We start from the raw sequence: 17,750 nt of genomic DNA on the forward strand, positions 1-17,750 counted from the left end.
TGTTTACCTATAGGAAACACGGAAGGACGATCCGCATCGTGACCTCTCACACGCCCCAGGGCCCCGTCGACGCGAGCCAGACCCCCCGGTACGCAGGCATCGCGACATTCGCGAAGCTGCCCCGCATCGAAGACGTGCCCGCCGCCGATATCGCCGTCGTCGGCGTGCCGTTCGACTCGGGCGTGAGCTTCCGGCCCGGCGCGCGCTTCGGCCCGTCCCACGTGCGCGAGGCGTCGCGCCTGCTCCGCCCCTACAACCCGGCGCAGGACGTCTCGCCGTTCTCCCTCAAGCAGGTGGTCGACGCCGGCGACATCGTGGCGAACCCCTTCAGCCTCGACGAGGCCGTGCGACAGGTCGAGGAGGCGGCGACCGAGCTCGGCGAGCGGGTCGACAAGATCGTCACGATCGGCGGCGACCACACCATCGCGCTGCCGCTGCTGCGCGCGATCAACAAGAAGCACGGCCCCGTCGCCGTGCTGCACTTCGACGCCCACCTCGACACCTGGGACACGTACTTCGGCGCCCCGACCACCCACGGCACCCCCTTCCGCCGTGCGTCGGAGGAGGGGCTCATCGACCTCACCGCCTCCATGCACGGCGGCACCCGCGGCCCGCTCTACGGCAAGAGCGACCTCGAAGACGATGTGAAGCTCGGCTTCCAGATCGTCACGAGCGAATTCGTCGAGGAGCACGGCATTCCCGCAGCGCTCGAGAAGATCCGCGCCCGCGTCGGCGACAAGCCGCTCTACATCTCGATCGACATCGACGTGCTGGATCCGGCTCACGCCCCCGGCACCGGCACGCCCGAGGCCGGCGGACTCACGAGTCGCGAGATGCTGCGCCTCATCCGCGGGCTCGCCGATCTCCAGATCGTCGGCGCCGACGTCGTCGAGGTCGCCCCCGCATACGACCACGCGCAGATCACCGCCGTCGCCGCCAGCCACGTCGTCTACGAGCTCGTCAGCGCGATGGCGGCGCGCGACTGACGCCCGCCGCTTCCGCACACGCCGCACACGCCACGCCAATGGAGGCACCCATGCAGATCCCGGACCAGGCCGCCGTACTCGCCGCCGCCGACGCCATCATCGAAGCATTCGCCGCGACCGACACCGAGGCGTACTTCGCCGGGTTCGCCGCCGACGCGAGCTTCGTCTTCCACCCCGAGGCCGCGCGGCTCGACTCGCGCGCCGAGTACGAAGCGCTCTGGAGCGGATGGGTCGCCTCCGGCTGGCGCGTCACCTCCTGCACGTCGACCGACCGCCTCGTGCAGACGTTCCCCGGAGGCGCCGTGTTCAGCCACACCGTCGCCACGAGCATCGACTCCGCCGAGGGCCCCGACTCGTACGTCGAGCGCGAGAGCATCGTCTTCCGCGCCGACAGCGCGCAGCCCGACGGGCTGATCGCGATCCACGAGCACCTGTCGACCGTGCCGGCCGGCGCCCCGACGAGCGATCAGGCGCTCTGATCATGACCAGTCCCGAGACCATGGCCGTCACCCTCGACGGCCAGCACGACTCCGCAGGCCCCGTGCGCGGCACCCAGTCGCTGCTGCACATCGGCATGATCTGGCTCGCCGCGAACCTCGTCGTGACCACCCTGCTCACCGGAACGCTCTTCACCCCCGCGGTGTCGTTCGGCACGGCCAGCGCGATGATCGTGGCGGGCACGCTCATCGGCGTGGTCGTGCTCGTGCTCATCGGCAACATGGGCACCCGCACCGGACTCCCGACGATGGCCCTCACGCGCGGCTCGTTCGGCATCCGCGGCAGCATCCTGCCGGCCGCGGCGAACCTCATCATCCTCATGGGGTGGAGCTGGGTGCAGGCGATGCTCGCCGGCGTCACGGTGAACTACCTCGTGCACGAGGCCACCGGTTTCTCGAACCCGATGCTCTTCTCGGCGCTGTGCCAGGCGATCGTCGTGGTGCTCGCGATCTTCGGGCACACGGGCATCTCGCGCGTCGAGCCGTGGCTCGCCCTCGCGATCCTCATCGTCATGGGCTTCGTGTTCGCGGCCGCCTTCGGCTCCTTCGGTCTCGGCGAGTTCGCCGCCCTGCCCGTCGACGCGTCGCTCGGCGGCACGCCGTTCATCACGCTCGACATGGTGATCGCCACCGCGATCTCCTGGACGGTGCTCTCGGCCGACATGAACCGTCACGCGAAGAGCAGCACCGCCGGCATCGTCGGCTCGGGCATCGGCTACACGCTGTCGACGACGATCGCCATGTTCCTCGGCCTCGTCGCCTTCAGCGCCGTCCTGCTGCGCGGGCACGAGGCGACGCCGTTCGACCCCTCCGTCATCGTCGCCGAGTTCGGCTGGCCGCTCGGCATCGCCATCTTCCTCTCGGTCATGGCGACGAATACGATGGTGGTCTTCGGCATGGTGACATCGGTGGTCAATGCGCAGTCGAAGTGGCACCTGCGGTTCCTGCCGACCGCGATCGTGCTCGGCATCGTGTCGATCATCGGGTCGACTTTCCTCGGCCTGCTGAACCAGTTCACCGACTTCCTGTTCATCATCAGCGCCTTCTTCGTGCCGGTCTTCGCCATCATGATCGCCGACTACTACCTGCTGAAGCGTCGCGGGTACTCGCGCCAGATCCTGCACGAGCGGCCCGAGAGTCGGTACTGGTACCGGGGCGGCGTCAACTGGATCGCCGTGCTCGTGTGGGTCGTCGGCGCCGTGCTCTCCTACGTGCTCGCGTACGTCGCGCCGAGCCCGATCGGGGCGAACATTCCCGCGTTCGTCATCAGCTTCGGCCTGTATCTCGGCCTGATGCTCGGGATCGGCCGCCGCGGAGGGCTCGGGCTCGTCGATCCGCGCGATGCGCAGCCCACGGGTCACCTGCTCGACGGGGCTGACCAGACCGCAGCCCTGCGACTCGGCGACTGAGATGCCCGTCGTCGATCTGAGTCTCCCGGTGACGGCCGGCATGGCCGTCTACCCGGGCGACCCGGAGGTCAGGATCGCGCCGGCGCTCACGGTGGGCGCCGATGGCGTGGCGGTGGCGCGCCTCGACCTGGGCACGCACACGGGCACGCATCTCGATGCGCCCGCCCATTCGATCGCGGGCGCGCGCACCGTCGAGCGGATCCCGCTCGAGCTCCTCGTCGGGGCGGCGCGCGTGCTCCGGGTGGGGCCGGAGCCCGCCGCTGCGGGGGAGTCGATCACCCGGGAGCGCCTCGCCGACGCGATTCCGGATCGCCTCCCGTCGATCGTCTGCATCGCGACCGGTTGGGACGCGCACTTCGGCACCGCCGTGGCGCTCTGCCATCCGTCGATCTCGCTCGACCTCGCGCGGCTGCTCTGGGAGCGCGGCGCCCGCGTGCTCGGCGTGGACTGCTTCAGCCCCGACCCGACCGCAGGTGGTGTCGAGTCGGGTGGGGCCGATGCGGGCGAGGCCGATGCGGTTGGGGCCGATGCGGGCGCCGACCCGATGCCCGTGCACCGGTTCTGGCTCGGCGGCGACGGAGTCATCGTCGAGAACCTCACTCGCCTGACGGAGCTGCCGGGCTCCGTGGAGATGTCGCTGCTGCCCCTCCGCCTCGATGGATCGGACGGATCGCCGATCCGCGCTGTCGCGCGCTTCGACCACGCCGACTGATGCGCGGCGCGCCCGGGCTGCGTGCGCGTGCTGCGGTTCTGGCCGGGTTTGGGCGGGTGCGGGCCGGTTCGGGTGCGGGGAGGGGGTGGGGTGTCCGGTGGGTGTCTGTCACGTGAATCGGCGGATTCGTGCGGGGACACGCCCGGGATGCGTGCTGGTGTTGCCGGGTGGGGCTCGGTGGCCGTAATGTATTCCCTTGTCAGCGCGACGCAGCCGGACTGAAACGGTCCGGCTCATTTACATGCGCTTCTCACCACGAACTAGTGGTAAGTTGGACAGGTTGCTGTTCGGAGCTCTCTTGGTTGGGGGTGACGGGTGGTGTCTGGTCTTTGAGAACTCAATAGTGTGCACTTAAATTGTCATATGCCAATTTGATGTAAAATCCCCGGCACTCGCACGTTGGTGCGGGTGCGGGAGATTCCTTTTTTGGATAACAAGAATCGTCAGTTTTGATGGTTCTGTTGCCAGATTGAACTCGCTTCCCGGTGGCTCGTTTTTCCCGAGCGCGGGGGGCAATCGTTTTTTACGGAGAGTTTGATCCTGGCTCAGGACGAACGCTGGCGGCGTGCTTAACACATGCAAGTCGAACGCTGAAGCTCCCAGCTTGCTGGGGGTGGATGAGTGGCGAACGGGTGAGTAACACGTGAGTAACCTGCCCCGAACTCTGGGATAAGCGCTGGAAACGGCGTCTAATACTGGATATGTCCTATCACCGCATGGTGTGTAGGTGGAAAGAATTTCGGTTCGGGATGGACTCGCGGCCTATCAGCTAGATGGTGAGGTAATGGCTCACCATGGCGACGACGGGTAGCCGGCCTGAGAGGGTGACCGGCCACACTGGGACTGAGACACGGCCCAGACTCCTACGGGAGGCAGCAGTGGGGAATATTGCACAATGGGCGCAAGCCTGATGCAGCAACGCCGCGTGAGGGATGACGGCCTTCGGGTTGTAAACCTCTTTTAGTAGGGAAGAAGCGAAAGTGACGGTACCTGCAGAAAAAGCACCGGCTAACTACGTGCCAGCAGCCGCGGTAATACGTAGGGTGCAAGCGTTGTCCGGAATTATTGGGCGTAAAGAGCTCGTAGGCGGCTTGTCGCGTCTGCTGTGAAAACCAGAGGCTCAACCTCTGGCCTGCAGTGGGTACGGGCAAGCTAGAGTGCGGTAGGGGAGATTGGAATTCCTGGTGTAGCGGTGGAATGCGCAGATATCAGGAGGAACACCGATGGCGAAGGCAGATCTCTGGGCCGTAACTGACGCTGAGGAGCGAAAGCATGGGGAGCGAACAGGATTAGATACCCTGGTAGTCCATGCCGTAAACGTTGGGAACTAGATGTAGGGCCTGTTCCACGGGTTCTGTGTCGTAGCTAACGCATTAAGTTCCCCGCCTGGGGAGTACGGCCGCAAGGCTAAAACTCAAAGGAATTGACGGGGGCCCGCACAAGCGGCGGAGCATGCGGATTAATTCGATGCAACGCGAAGAACCTTACCAAGGCTTGACATATACGAGAACACTGTAGAGATACAGGACTCTTTGGACACTCGTAAACAGGTGGTGCATGGTTGTCGTCAGCTCGTGTCGTGAGATGTTCGGTTAAGTCCGGCAACGAGCGCAACCCTCGTCCTATGTTGCCAGCACGTTATGGTGGGAACTCATGGGATACTGCCGTGGTCAACACGGAGGAAGGTGGGGATGACGTCAAATCATCATGCCCCTTATGTCTTGGGCTTCACGCATGCTACAATGGCCGATACAAAGGGTTGCGATACCGTGAGGTGGAGCGAATCCCAAAAAGTCGGTCTCAGTTCGGATTGGGGTCTGCAACTCGACCCCATGAAGTCGGAGTCGCTAGTAATCGCAGATCAGCAACGCTGCGGTGAATACGTTCCCGGGCCTTGTACACACCGCCCGTCAAGTCATGAAAGTCGGTAACACCCGAAGCCGGTGGCCTAACCCTTGTGGAGGGAGCTGTCGAAGGTGGGACTGGTGATTAGGACTAAGTCGTAACAAGGTAGCCGTACCGGAAGGTGCGGCTGGATCACCTCCTTTCTAAGGAGCACTCGGCACTATGTGCCGCAGATTGGCTCGTTCACAGGCGAATGTTCTGTGCGAGTCGCTCATGGGTGGAACATATGACAAGAGTGCGGTTTGGGTGTTTTGCTGGAGTACGCCGTTTCCGTGAGGGGATGGTTGGAACAGGTGGAATGTTCGGGCTGTGCTTGTGGGTGCATACTATTGGGTCCTGGGAGACCAGCCGGCTGAGCCTTTGGGTTTGGTGGACTGGTTCCTGACCCGCTGTCGGAGGACGTGTTGTCTTCGGGGGTGGGATCGACCGTACGTTGAGAACTACACAGTGGACGCGAGCATCTTGCAGTGTCAGATCATGGATACCGGATCACTCTTTTGGGGTGTGGGGGTGTGTGTGGTGTGGTGCTGCTGATACTAATAATTTCATTGGTCGCACATGCCGTCCCGTTTGCGGGGGGGTGTGTGTGTTTCAAACATATGTATGTGATTTCAAGTTTCTAAGAGCAAACGGTGGATGCCTTGGCATCTGGAGCCGAAGAAGGACGTAGTAATCTGCGATAAGCCTCGGGGAGCCGATAAACGGGCTGTGATTCGAGGATTTCCGAATGGGGAAACCCCGCCAGGGCGCGTGCGTACCTGGTGACTCCCGCCTGAATATATAGGGCGGGTAGAGGGAACGTGGGGAAGTGAAACATCTCAGTACCCACAGGAAGAGAAAACAATAGTGATTCCGGGAGTAGTGGCGAGCGAAACCGGATCAGGCTAAACCGGTCATGTGTGATACCGAGCAGGGGTTGCATGGTCGGGGTTGTGGGACGTGCCGTGAAGGGCTGCTTTCCTTCGAGCGTGAGAGTGAAGCTATAGGAGAACGCCTTGGAATGGGCGACCGGAGTGGGTGAGAGTCCCGTATCCGAAATGGTTTTACCGCGTGGTGTGTATCCCAAGTAGCACGGGGCCCGAGAAATCCCGTGTGAATCTGTCAGGACCACCTGATAAGCCTAAATACTTCCAGATGACCGATAGCGGACTAGTACCGTGAGGGAAAGGTGAAAAGTACCCCGGGAGGGGAGTGAAATAGTACCTGAAACCGTTTGCTTACAATCCGTCGGAGCAGGCTTTGTATCTGTGACGGCGTGCCTTTTGAAGAATGAGCCTGCGAGTTAGCGATATGTGGCGAGGTTAACCCGTGTGGGGTAGCCGTAGCGAAAGCGAGTCTGAATAGGGCGGTTCAGTCGCATGTCCTAGACCCGAAGCGAAGTGATCTATCCATGGCCAGGTTGAAGCGACGGTAAGACGTCGTGGAGGACCGAACCCACTTAGGTTGAAAACTGAGGGGATGAGCTGTGGATAGGGGTGAAAGGCCAATCAAACTTCGTGATAGCTGGTTCTCTCCGAAATGCATTTAGGTGCAGCGTTGCGTGTTTCTTGCCGGAGGTAGAGCTACTGGATGGCCGATGGGCCCTACAAGGTTACTGACGTCAGCTAAACTCCGAATGCCGGTAAGTGAGAGCGCAGCAGTGAGACTGTGGGGGATAAGCTTCATAGTCGAGAGGGAAACAACCCAGATCACCAACTAAGGTCCCAAAGCGCGTGCTAAGTGGAAAAGGATGTGGAGTTGCTGTGACAACCAGGAGGTTGGCTTAGAAGCAGCCACCCTTGAAAGAGTGCGTAATAGCTCACTGGTCAAGTGATTCCGCGCCGACAATGTAACGGGGCTCAAGCACGCCACCGAAGTTGTGGCATTCATATAACAGGTAGGCCTTCGTGGTCCAGCCGTATGGATGGGTAGGAGAGCGTCGTGTGGCGAGTGAAGCGGCGGTGTGAACCAGTCGTGGATGCTACACGAGTGAGAATGCAGGCATGAGTAGCGAAAGACGGGTGAGAAACCCGTCCTCCGGAAGACCAAGGGTTCCAGGGTCAAGCTAATCTTCCCTGGGTAAGTCGGGACCTAAGGCGAGGCCGACAGGCGTAGTCGATGGACAACGGGTTGATATTCCCGTACCGGCGGTAAACCGTCAAAGACCTAACCAGTAGTGCTCAGCTATCCAAAGCCTGTTACGGATCCTTCGGGTGATGTGCGGGTGGCGGTTGCGAACCCGAACTGGGGTGGTGAGCGTGAGGTGTGACGCAGGAAGGTAGCCTGTGCCGGGCGATGGTTGTCCCGGTGTAAATGTGTAGCCCGTCGATTATGAATAGTTTTCGGCTTTGGGTGAGACATGATGCGGACCCGTTAGGGGAAGCAGGTGATCCTATGCTGCCAAGAAAAGCATCGACGTGAGGTTTGCTGTTGCCCGTACCCCAAACCGACTCAGGTGGTCAGGTAGAGAATACTCAGGAGATCGAGATAATCATGGTGAAGGAACTCGGCAAAATGCCCCCGTAACTTCGGGAGAAGGGGGGCCATCCACTTATACGGATTTACTCCGGAAAGGGTGTGGTGGCCGCAGAGACCAGTGGGAAGCGACTGTTTACTAAAAACACAGGTCCGTGCTAACACGCAAGTGGATGTATACGGACTGACGCCTGCCCGGTGCTGGAAGGTTAAGAGGAGAGGTTAGACTTTCGGGTCGAAGCTTTGAATTTAAGCCCCAGTAAACGGCGGTGGTAACTATAACCATCCTAAGGTAGCGAAATTCCTTGTCGGGTAAGTTCCGACCTGCACGAATGGCGTAACGACTTCCCAGCTGTCTCCACCGTGAACTCGGCGAAATTGCAGTACGAGTAAAGATGCTCGTTACGCGCAGAAGGACGGAAAGACCCCGTGACCTTTACTACAGCTTGGTATTGGTGTTCGGTGTGGCTTGTGTAGGATAGGTGGGAGACTGTGAAGCTCAGACGCTAGTTTGGGTGGAGTCGTTGTTGAAATACCACTCTGGTCATATTGGATATCTAACTACGGACCCTGATCGGGTTCTGGGACAGTGCCTGGTGGGTAGTTTAACTGGGGCGGTTGCCTCCCAAAAAGTAACGGAGGCGCCCAAAGGTTCCCTCAACCTGGTTGGCAATCAGGTGGCGAGTGTAAGTGCACAAGGGAGCTTGACTGTGAGACTGACAGGTCGAGCAGGGACGAAAGTCGGGACTAGTGATCCGGCAGTGGCTTGTGGAAGCGCTGTCGCTCAACGGATAAAAGGTACCTCGGGGATAACAGGCTGATCTTGCCCAAGAGTCCATATCGACGGCATGGTTTGGCACCTCGATGTCGGCTCGTCGCATCCTGGGGCTGGAGTTGGTCCCAAGGGTTGGGCTGTTCGCCCATTAAAGCGGTACGCGAGCTGGGTTTAGAACGTCGTGAGACAGTTCGGTCCCTATCCTCTGCGCGCGTTGGAGATTTGAGAGGATCTGACCCTAGTACGAGAGGACCGGGTTGGACGGACCTCTGGTGTGCCAGTTGTTCTGCCAAGGGCATGGCTGGTTGGCTACGTTCGGGATGGATAACCGCTGAAAGCATCTAAGCGGGAAGCCGGCCTCGAGATGAGATCTCCGTACACCTTGTGTGTGTGAGGCTCCCAGTAGATTACTGGGTTGATAGGCCAGATGTGGAAGCGCAGTAATGTGTGGAGCTGACTGGTACTAATAAGCCGATGACTTGATTTCTTCCCACCCTTTTGTGGTGGGGCATGATGTGTGTTTGTAACGATTGTTTCGCGTCCACTTTGTGGTTCTAGACGTACGGCCACGCAGCCACCCTTGGGGTGGGTGTGGTCATATGTGAATAGAGTTACGGCGGCTATAGCGTCAGGGAAACGCCCGGTCACATTCCGAACCCGGAAGCTAAGACTGACTGCGCCGATGGTACTGCAAGGGGGACCTTGTGGGAGAGTAGGACACCGCCGGACACCTTTTACAGAAAGGGTCGTACAGTGAGAGCCAATGCTGGCTCACATTGTGCGGCCCTTTCGCTTGTTATCGACATTTCAACAGCGCTGATCTTCGGAGGCTTCCTATGAACGAACGACCCGGTCGGAACGACTTCTCGGATCGTGGACCCCGGAAACAGCGCGGAGACGGCGATCGGAACGGGCGCGGCCCTGGACCTGCGAACGACGGCGATCGGCGCCGCCCGGATTACGGCAACCGCGATGACCGCGGTTCGCGGCGGAGCTTCGACGACCGCGATGGCGACCGGCGTCCGCAGCGTGATGGCGACCGGCGACCGCAGCGCGATGGTGACCGGCGTCCGCAGCGCGATGGCGATCGGCGTCCGCAGCGCGATGGCGATCGGCGTCCGCAGTACGGCAACCGCGACGACCGCGGACCGCGGCGGAGCTTCGACCACCGCGATGGTGACCGGCGTCCGCAGCGCGATGGCGACCGCCGTCCGCAGCGCGATGGCGATCGTCGTCCGCAGCGCGATGGCGACCGGCGTCCGCAACGCGATAACGATCGCCGCCCGCAGAACGGCAACCGCGACGATCGCGGACCGCGCCGTGAGTTCGGCGACCGCGACAACCGCCGCCCGCAGTACGGCGACCGGGATGATCGTCGCCCGCAGCGCGAGGATCGCGGACCGCGCCGTGAGTTCGGCGACCGCGACAACCGCCGTCCGCAGCGCGACGATCGCGGACCGCGCCGTGAGTTCGGCGACCGCGACAACCGCCGTCCGCAGTACGGCGACCGGGATGACCGTCGTCCGCGTCGCGACGATCGAGACTTCCGCTCGCCCCGTCGCGACGACCGCGGCGACCGCGGCGACCGCCCTCCGCGCCGGGAGTACGGCGACCGCGACGATCGCCGTCCGCAGCGCGATGCTGCGCCCGCCTACGGCCGCGGCGGCACCCGCGGTGCGGGCCGGAGCGATCGCGGCGGTCGCGACCGCACGTTCACCGAGGCCGAACGGCTGCAGCACGAGCTGCGCCCGGTGCGCTCGGACCACCGCGACCCCGTGCTCCCCGATGAGGTCGAGCCGAAGGATCTGCACCCTTCGGCGCGCAATGAGCTGAAGACCCTGCAGGCCGATGTGCAGGAGCGCGTCGCGCGGCACCTGGCGATGGTGGCCTTCCTCATCGACGACGATCCCGAGCTCGCGCACCAGCACGCCCTCTCGGCGAACCGTCGTGCGGGCCGCATTCCCGTGGCACGCGAGACGCTCGCGATCACGGCGTACCGCACGGGCGACTTCGCGCTCGCCCTCCGCGAGCTGCGCACGTACCGGCGGTTGAGCGGCCTCGACGGGCACGTCTCGCTCATGGTGGACTGCGAGCGCGGCCTCGGCCGGCCCGACAAGGCCATCGAGACCGGGCTCGACGTGGACGCTTCGCGTCTCGACACGGAGCAGCGCGTGCATCTCGCGATCGCGATGTCGGGGGCCAGGCTCGACCTCGGGCAGACGCAGCAGGCGCTGTTCGAACTCGAGATTCCCGAGCTCAACCCGTCGAAGGCGTTCTCGTGGAGCCCCGACCTGTTCGCCGCGTACTCGGCGGTGCTCGAAGACCTCGGCCGGTCGAGGGAGGCGGCGCAGTGGTTGGCGCACGCCGAGCGCGCCGCGCGGGCGCTGCAGGCGCACCACGGATCGCTCGATGAGCTCGAAGTCTTCGAGGTCTACGAGGACGAGATCGACGATGAGCGCGAGGCGGAGCTGGAGAGCGAGGCCGCGGAGGAGGTGATCGGCGAATTCCAGGCCGTCGATCCCGACGCGGCCGATGGCGCAGCCGTCGCTCGCGAGACAGCGGACGAGGCCGCCGATGAAGCAGCCGACGATGACGCCGACGGTGGCTTCGGCGATGCCGCCGACGAGGTCGCCGCGGGGGAGCCCGGCGCTGAAGCCGCCTCGGCGGCGGATGCGGAGATGTCGATCGAGGACGAGGTCGACGAACTGCTCGCCGCAGCGGGAATCATCGGCGGCGAGTCGGACCGGGACGCGGGCGCCGGCGCTGACGCCGACGGAGCAGCCGAGGCCGCAGCCGACGGCGACGAGCCGGACGCGGATGCGGAGCGGCGCGACTGATGGGGCTGTTCGGCAGACGATCCACCGCGCTCGGCGCAGCGCCGATCGAGGGTCGCGAGCTGCTGCTCGCGGACCTCGACGGCGTGATCTACCGGGGGCCGCACGCGATCCCGCACGCCGTGGAGGAGCTGAACCGGGCGTCGCAGGCCGTGCGCGTCGGCTACGTGACGAACAACGCATCGCGCACAGACGAGACCGTGGCGGCGCACCTGCGCGAGCTGGGGCTGCAGACGCAGGCTCACGAGATCGTCACGTCGCCCCAGGCCGCGGTGACGCTGCTGCGGCAGACGGTGGCACCGGGATCCCGGGTGCTGGTGATCGGCGGCGACGGCCTCGTCGACGAGCTGGGCAAGGCGGGCTTCGAGGTGACGCGAAGCGCCGATGAGGATCCGGCCGCCGTCGTGCAGGGCTTCGCCCCCGAGGTCGGCTGGGCGCATCTGGCGGAGGCCGCCTTCGCCCTGGCTGAGGAGCCGGGGCGCGAGCCGCTTCCCTGGATCGCGACCAACACCGACTGGACGATTCCCGTAGCGCGCGGTCTGGCGCCGGGCAACGGAACGCTCGTCTCCGCGGTGCACACCGCGGTGCAGCGGCTGCCGGTCTTCGCCGGGAAGCCGGAGACGCCGATCTTCGAAGCGGCCTTCGAGCGCTTCGGCACGCGCAACGCGCTCATGATCGGGGATCGCCTCGACACGGACATCAAGGGCGCCGTCGCGGCCGGCATCCCGTCGCTGCACGTGCTGACCGGCGTCGACCGCCCGAAGCAGCTCATCGCTGCCTCGCAGGACATGCGGCCCGACTACATCGTCGCTTCGCTGTCGGAGCTGCACGAACCGTACCCGTCGACGGAGCAGTTGAAGGACGGCACCATGCAGGTCGGCACCGCGAAGGTGCGCATGGACGGCCACATCGCCTCGGTCGTCGCCGAGGGGGATTCCGCGATCAATCTGCTCCGGGCGGGGTGCGCGGCGATCTGGGCATCGGGGCTCGCGATCTACGGGCTCAAGGTGCCGGAGGCGCTGTACGAGGATCACTGGCGCGCGGCCTGAGCCGGCGTGTCGGCGGTGCTCGCTAGGCTTGACGCATGGGCGAGACCGACCGGAGTGAGAGCGAGCACCGCGACACGGCGGCGCACGAGCGCGCCCGGGGCGCCGTCGGCGCGGAGGCGGAGGTCGACGGCCTCGTGAGCCGCATCGAGCTGATCGAGTCCCAGCCGCTGCCGCAGCGGGCCGCGCAGTTCGAGCAGTTGCACGACGAGCTGCTCGCCGAGCTCCAGCGGGGTGATCATGGCGGGGCGTGATCCGCGGGCGGACGGCCCGGGCGTCGCGAGGCTGCCGCACGCCGCGGGGCTGCCGCACGCCGAGCGACGCGCGGTGTGGGCGGGCGACGCCGAGCGTCTCGACCGGGTGCTGCCGCAGCTCGGACTCGCACGATCGCGCAGCCGGGCGGCGGAGCTCATCGGAGCCGGCCGGGTGTCGGTCAACGGTGCCGCCGCGCCGAAGCCGGGAGTGCGCGTCGCATCGGGCGATCTCGTGACGGTCGCCGACGACGATCACTACGTCGGCCGAGCCGCGCACAAGCTGCTCGCAGCGCTCGAGGAGTTCGGCGTCGACCCCGCCGGCCGCATCGCGCTCGATCTCGGGGCCTCGACCGGCGGCTTCACGCAGGTGCTGCTCGAACGCGGCGCTCGCGCCGTGCTCGCCATCGACGTCGGCCACGACCAGCTCGCGGCCGAGCTGCGCGACGATCCGCGCGTCAAGCTCGTCGAGGGCCGCAATGCACGCGAGCTCACGCCGGCGAACCTCGTCGCCGACACTGGGGTGACCGAGCCGCCCACGCTCGTGGTGGCGGACCTGTCGTTCATCTCGCTGCGCCTCGTGCTGCCCGCGATCGCCGCGTGCGCCGCTCCCGACGCGCAGCTCGTGCTGCTCATCAAGCCGCAGTTCGAGGTGGGCCGTGTGAAGGACGGCGTCGTCACCGCCCCCGAGCAGTGGCGCGACGCGGTGCTCGGCGTGCAGCGCGCCGCGGAGGAGCACGGGTTCGCGCTGAGCGGCCTCGCGGCCTCCCCGGTGACGGGTGCACACGGGAATCGCGAATTCCTCGGCGGCTTCGTGCGCGCCGGCGAGGCGGTTCCGACAGAATGGGAGTCGCGCATCGCCGAGCTCACCGGAGCCCGCGAAGCGCGAGCGACGACCGACCGAGCACGAGTGGACGAAGGGCGATGAGCATGCAGCTCGACGAACCGCGGCGGATCCTGATCGTCTCGCACACGCACCGCGACGAGGCGGTGGCCGCGACCGTCGAGGCGGTGACGGCGATGCTCGAAGCCGACGTCGTACCCGTGTTCGACGCGCAGGATCGCGCAGACTTCGCCCCGCACCTGGAGGTCGAGCGCACCGCCCTGCTGGGCGCCGACGCCGCGGTGACCGAGCTCGAAGCCGCCATCGTGCTCGGCGGCGACGGCACGATCCTGCGCGCCGCCGAACTGCTGCGCGGATCGGAATGCCCGATCGTCGGTGTGAATCTCGGCCACGTCGGCTTCTTGGCCGAGATGGAGAGCTTCGACCTCACGACGACCATCGACCGGGTGCTGCGACGCGACTACACCGTCGAAGAGCGCCTCACCGTCGACGTGCGGGCGACGCTCGACGGGCGGCTGATCGCCGACACCTGGGCGCTCAACGAGGCGAGCGTCGAGAAGCAGCGCCGCATGCTCGAAGTGGAGATCGGAGTCGACAGCCGGCCCATATCGACGTTCGCCTGCGACGGAGTCGTGCTCGCCACCCCCACCGGTTCGACGGCGTACGCCTTCTCCGCCGGCGGCCCGATCGTGTGGCCGACCGTGCAGGCGATGCTCATCGTGCCGATCGCCGCTCACGCGCTGTTCGACCGCCCGCTCGTCACCGGCACCGACTCGGAGCTGCGCGTGCGCATTCTGCCCGAGAACATCGGCCCCGGGGTGCTGTGGTGCGACGGTCGGCGGCGCACCGAGCTGCCGGCGGGTTCCGTGGTGACGGTGAGCCGATCCGCGGAGTCGGTGAAGCTGGCACGCTTGAATGCCGGCGTCTTCTCCGACCGGCTCGTTCGCAAGTTCCACCTGCCGACGTCGGGATGGCGCGGCAGCCGACGCGGTGGGGAGGTCGCATGATCGAAGAACTCAGAATCCGGGATCTCGGCGTGATCGTCGACTCGACGGTGCCGCTCGGCCCGGGGTTCACCGCGATCACGGGTGAGACCGGCGCGGGCAAGACCATGGTCGTCAGCGCGCTCGGGCTGCTGATGGGCGAGCGGAGCGACGCGGGAGCCGTGCGCGCCGGTGCGTCGCAGGCGCGCGTGCACGGCATCGTGCGCACCGCCGACCCTGCGGTCGCCGACATCGTCGACGAGCTGGGCGGCGAGATCGAGGACGACGAGCTCGTGCTCAGCCGCACGGTGAGCGCCGAAGGGCGCAGCCGCGCGGGCGTCGGCGGCGCGAGCGCCCCCGTCGGCAGCCTCGGCCGTCTGGCCGATCGCCTGTTCGCCGTGCACGGCCAGTCCGAGCAGCTGCGCCTCAAATCGGCCGCGGCGCAGCGGGACACGCTGGATCGCTTCGGAGGGGCGGCCATCGCGGAGACGCTCGCGGAATACCGCGTCAGCCACCGCGAGCGCCAGCTGCTGAGCGAGCGCGTGCGCGAGCTGACCGAGACGCGCGACGAGCGCGCCGCCGAGGCCGCGCGACTGCGGGCGGAGCTCGACGAGATCGCGGCGGTCGACCCGCAGGCGGGGGAGGAGGCCGAGCTCGCCGCCCGCATCGAGCTGCTGAGCAACGTCGAGGCACTCCGCGCCTCGACATCGGCGGCGCACGAGGCGCTCGCCAGCGAATCGGACGACCCGCTCGCGCGCGACGCGGGAGGTCTCGTCGACGAGGCCGTGCGCGAGCTCGAGCGCGTCGCCAACTTCGACCCGCGGCTCGCGGCCGTGCTCGAGACACTGCGCGGCGTGAGCTTCCAGATCGCGGACGCCGCGACGGAGCTCGCGGCCTACGCGGGCGACCTCGACGAGGAAGGGCCCGGGGAACTGGCGCGGGCGAACGACCGGCTCGCCGCGCTGAACGGACTGTTCCGGCTGTACGGCGCCGACAGCGCCGCCGTGATCGCGACCGCGGAGGCGGCGGCCGAGCGCCTCGCCGAGCTCGACTGCGACGGCGGACTGGTCGACGAGCTCGCGGAGCGCCTGGACGCCGAGACCGAGCGGGAGCGCGCGCTCGCCGCGCGCCTGACGGAGCAGCGCACCGAAGCGGCCGCGCGCCTGTCGCAGCTCGTCACCGCAGAACTGCGCCAGCTCGCGCTCCCCGACGCCGAGTTCGTAGTCGACGTGGCGGAGTCGCCCGCGCTCGGCTCATCCGGTGGCGACGACGTGCAGCTGCTGCTGAGCCCGCATCCCGGCGCCGCCCCGCGACCCATCGCGAAGACCGCCTCCGGGGGCGAGCTCTCCCGCGTGATGCTGGCGCTCGAAGTCGTCGTAGCCGCAGTCGACCCCGTGCCGACCTTTGTCTTCGACGAGGTCGACGCAGGTGTCGGCGGCGCCGCGGCGATCGAGATCGGTCGTCGCCTCGCACGGCTCTCCCGCACGTCGCAGGTCATCGTGGTCACCCACCTCGCGCAGGTCGCCGCCTTCGCGTCGAACCACCTGCAGGTCGTGAAGGATTCGGCCGGGGGCTTCACCGAGAGCAGCTGCCGGCGCCTCGACGGGGACGCGCGGCTCGCCGAGATGGCGCGTCTGCTCTCCGGGCTGAGCGACTCCGAGAGCGCGCTCGAGCACGCCGCCGAACTGCTGTCGCTGCGCGAGTCCGTGTGAGCGCAGCAGCGTCCGCGGTCACTGCTACGCTCCACACATGGTGAAGTGGTTCGGCCGGCTGAGCGCCCGCGGCGCGGGGAAGCCCGATATCAGCGATGACGCGGCGACGAAGGCGGCGTACCTGGATACGCACCCCGATGTGAAGCACGCCGACCTCGAGCAGATGGACGCCGAGACGCGCGAGATGTACCGAGACGCGCGCGAAGCCGCCGTCGACGCCCGCGAGGAGCGGGCGAAAGCGCGCACGCGCGAATTCGTGATCCGGGGGCCGTTCCAGCTCGGATTCACCATCACGCTCGGCGTGCTCGTCGCCCTGCTCTTCGGCGGCATGATCCAGCAGCTCACGACGATCATCATGTACGTGGCCTCCGCGCTGTTCGTCGCGCTCAGCCTCGACCCGGTGGTGCGCGCGCTGCAGCGACGCGGCCTGAAGCGGCCGATCGGCATCGCCGTCGTCTTCAGCGGCTTCGTGGCGATCATCGCCGGGCTGCTCGCGCTCGTCATCCCGATGATCGCGAACCAGATCACGCTGCTCGTGCGCAGCGCACCCTGGCTCGTGCGCGACATCATGCGGCAGCCCTGGTTCGAGGATCTCAACGAGCGGTTCGGCAAGTTCATCGACTTCGACCAGCTCCTCGCGATCGGGCAGGACTTCGTGAGCAATCCCGAGAACTGGGCGCAGGTCGCCGGCGGCGTGTGGCAGGCGGGCATCGGCGTCGCCAACGGGCTGACGGCCGGCCTCATCGTGCTCATACTGACCCTCTACTTCCTCGCCTCGCTGCGATCGATGAAGCGCGCCTTCTACTCGCTCGTGCCGAGATCGGGCCGCGCGAAGGTGATGGACATCACGGAGCAGGTGACGAAGTCGGTCGGCGGGTACGTCAACGGCATGGTCATCCTCGCGTTCATCAACGCGGTGCTCGGATTCGTCATGATGACGATCGTCGACGTCCCGTTCGCGGGCCTCGTGGCGGTGGGGGTCTTCTTCCTCGCGCTCATCCCGCTGATCGGATCGGTCGTCGCGACCGTGCTCGTCACCGTCGTGGCCCTCTTCAACGACCCGACGACCGCGATCATCGCCGCGATCTACTACCTGATCTACATGCAGGTCGAGTCGTACCTGCTCACCCCGCGCGTGATGAACCGCGTCGTCTCCGTGCCCGGCGCGCTCGTCGTGATCGGCGCGCTCGCCGGCGGCACGCTCCTCGGGCTGCTCGGCGCCCTCGTCGCGATCCCCGTGACGGCCGCCCTGCTGATGATCATCAAGCAGGTGTGGGTGCCCCGCCAGGAACTGCGCTGAACCCGCGCACCAGTGAACGAATCGAACTGATAGGATTGAAGC

General features: G+C 65.9%; 12 protein-coding genes and 3 rRNA genes. 14 read left to right on the forward strand and 1 reads right to left on the reverse strand.

Translation table 11 applies throughout. The features are described from left to right. Positions 1-38 precede the first annotated feature (38 nt). The 7 genes from speB to rrf all read left to right on the forward strand — a co-directional run bounded on the left by speB (position 39) and on the right by rrf (position 9,467). A complete protein-coding gene (speB, locus tag BLT44_RS06555; RefSeq protein WP_010154833.1) occupies positions 39-986 on the forward strand; it encodes an agmatinase in 948 nt (315 codons plus the stop codon). Positions 987-1,036: 50 nt separating this feature from the next. After that, a complete protein-coding gene (locus BLT44_RS06560; RefSeq protein WP_010154832.1) occupies positions 1,037-1,465 on the forward strand; it encodes a nuclear transport factor 2 family protein in 429 nt (142 codons plus the stop codon). Positions 1,466-1,467: 2 nt separating this feature from the next. Next, complete coding sequence (locus BLT44_RS06565; protein WP_010154831.1) at positions 1,468-2,892, forward strand: purine-cytosine permease family protein; 1,425 nt, start codon at positions 1,468-1,470, stop codon at positions 2,890-2,892. Between the two features lies 1 nt (position 2,893). Beyond that, positions 2,894-3,604 (forward strand): cyclase family protein, encoded by a 711-nt coding sequence (locus tag BLT44_RS06570; RefSeq protein WP_010154830.1) that lies wholly within the window; start codon positions 2,894-2,896, stop codon positions 3,602-3,604. Between the two features lie 522 nt (positions 3,605-4,126). Beyond that, positions 4,127-5,652, forward strand: a 16S ribosomal RNA gene (locus BLT44_RS06575). 466 nt (positions 5,653-6,118) lie between these two features. Next, a 23S ribosomal RNA gene (locus BLT44_RS06580) occupies positions 6,119-9,225 on the forward strand. A 125-nt stretch (positions 9,226-9,350) separates the two neighbouring features. Next, a 5S ribosomal RNA gene (gene rrf / locus BLT44_RS06585) occupies positions 9,351-9,467 on the forward strand. Together the 16S, 23S and 5S rRNA genes form the textbook arrangement of a ribosomal RNA operon. Positions 9,468-9,472: 5 nt before the next feature. On the opposite strand, the gene BLT44_RS06590 is transcribed toward rrf, so the two are convergent. Beyond that, positions 9,473-10,477: a hypothetical protein gene (locus tag BLT44_RS06590; RefSeq protein WP_074690040.1), complete on the reverse strand. Its 1,005-nt coding sequence runs from the start codon at positions 10,475-10,477 to the stop codon at positions 9,473-9,475. A gap of 12 nt (positions 10,478-10,489) precedes the next feature. Here BLT44_RS06590 and BLT44_RS06595 point away from each other — a divergent pair, with 12 nt between their 5' ends. From BLT44_RS06595 to BLT44_RS06625, 7 genes are read left to right on the forward strand one after another with little or no spacing between them, the layout of a single operon-like run. Beyond that, positions 10,490-11,575 (forward strand): hypothetical protein, encoded by a 1,086-nt coding sequence (locus BLT44_RS06595; RefSeq protein ID WP_074690042.1) that lies wholly within the window; start codon positions 10,490-10,492, stop codon positions 11,573-11,575. Then, a complete protein-coding gene (locus BLT44_RS06600; protein WP_010154827.1) occupies positions 11,575-12,621 on the forward strand; it encodes an HAD-IIA family hydrolase in 1,047 nt (348 codons plus the stop codon). The genes BLT44_RS06595 and BLT44_RS06600 overlap by 1 nt, the downstream gene beginning before the upstream one ends. A gap of 35 nt (positions 12,622-12,656) precedes the next feature. Next, a complete protein-coding gene (locus BLT44_RS06605; protein ID WP_010154826.1) occupies positions 12,657-12,872 on the forward strand; it encodes a hypothetical protein in 216 nt (71 codons plus the stop codon). Further along, on the forward strand, positions 12,859-13,797 hold the full coding sequence (locus BLT44_RS06610; RefSeq protein ID WP_010154824.1) for a TlyA family RNA methyltransferase: 939 nt from the start codon (positions 12,859-12,861) through the stop codon (positions 13,795-13,797). The genes BLT44_RS06605 and BLT44_RS06610 overlap by 14 nt, the downstream gene beginning before the upstream one ends. Next, on the forward strand, positions 13,794-14,720 hold the full coding sequence (locus BLT44_RS06615; protein WP_010154823.1) for an NAD kinase: 927 nt from the start codon (positions 13,794-13,796) through the stop codon (positions 14,718-14,720). Before BLT44_RS06610 ends, BLT44_RS06615 begins: the two co-directional genes overlap by 4 nt. Then, positions 14,717-16,408, forward strand: a complete 1,692-nt coding sequence (gene recN, locus BLT44_RS06620; RefSeq protein WP_010154822.1) for a DNA repair protein RecN — start codon at positions 14,717-14,719, stop codon at positions 16,406-16,408. The genes BLT44_RS06615 and recN overlap by 4 nt, the downstream gene beginning before the upstream one ends. 37 nt (positions 16,409-16,445) lie before the next feature. After that, positions 16,446-17,708: an AI-2E family transporter gene (locus BLT44_RS06625; RefSeq protein WP_010154821.1), complete on the forward strand. Its 1,263-nt coding sequence runs from the start codon at positions 16,446-16,448 to the stop codon at positions 17,706-17,708. The last annotated feature ends 42 nt before the right edge of the window (positions 17,709-17,750 follow it).

Origin of the sequence: Leucobacter chromiiresistens, from assembly GCF_900102345.1 — a bacterium.
Taxonomy (GTDB): Bacteria; Actinomycetota; Actinomycetes; order Actinomycetales; family Microbacteriaceae; genus Leucobacter; species Leucobacter chromiiresistens.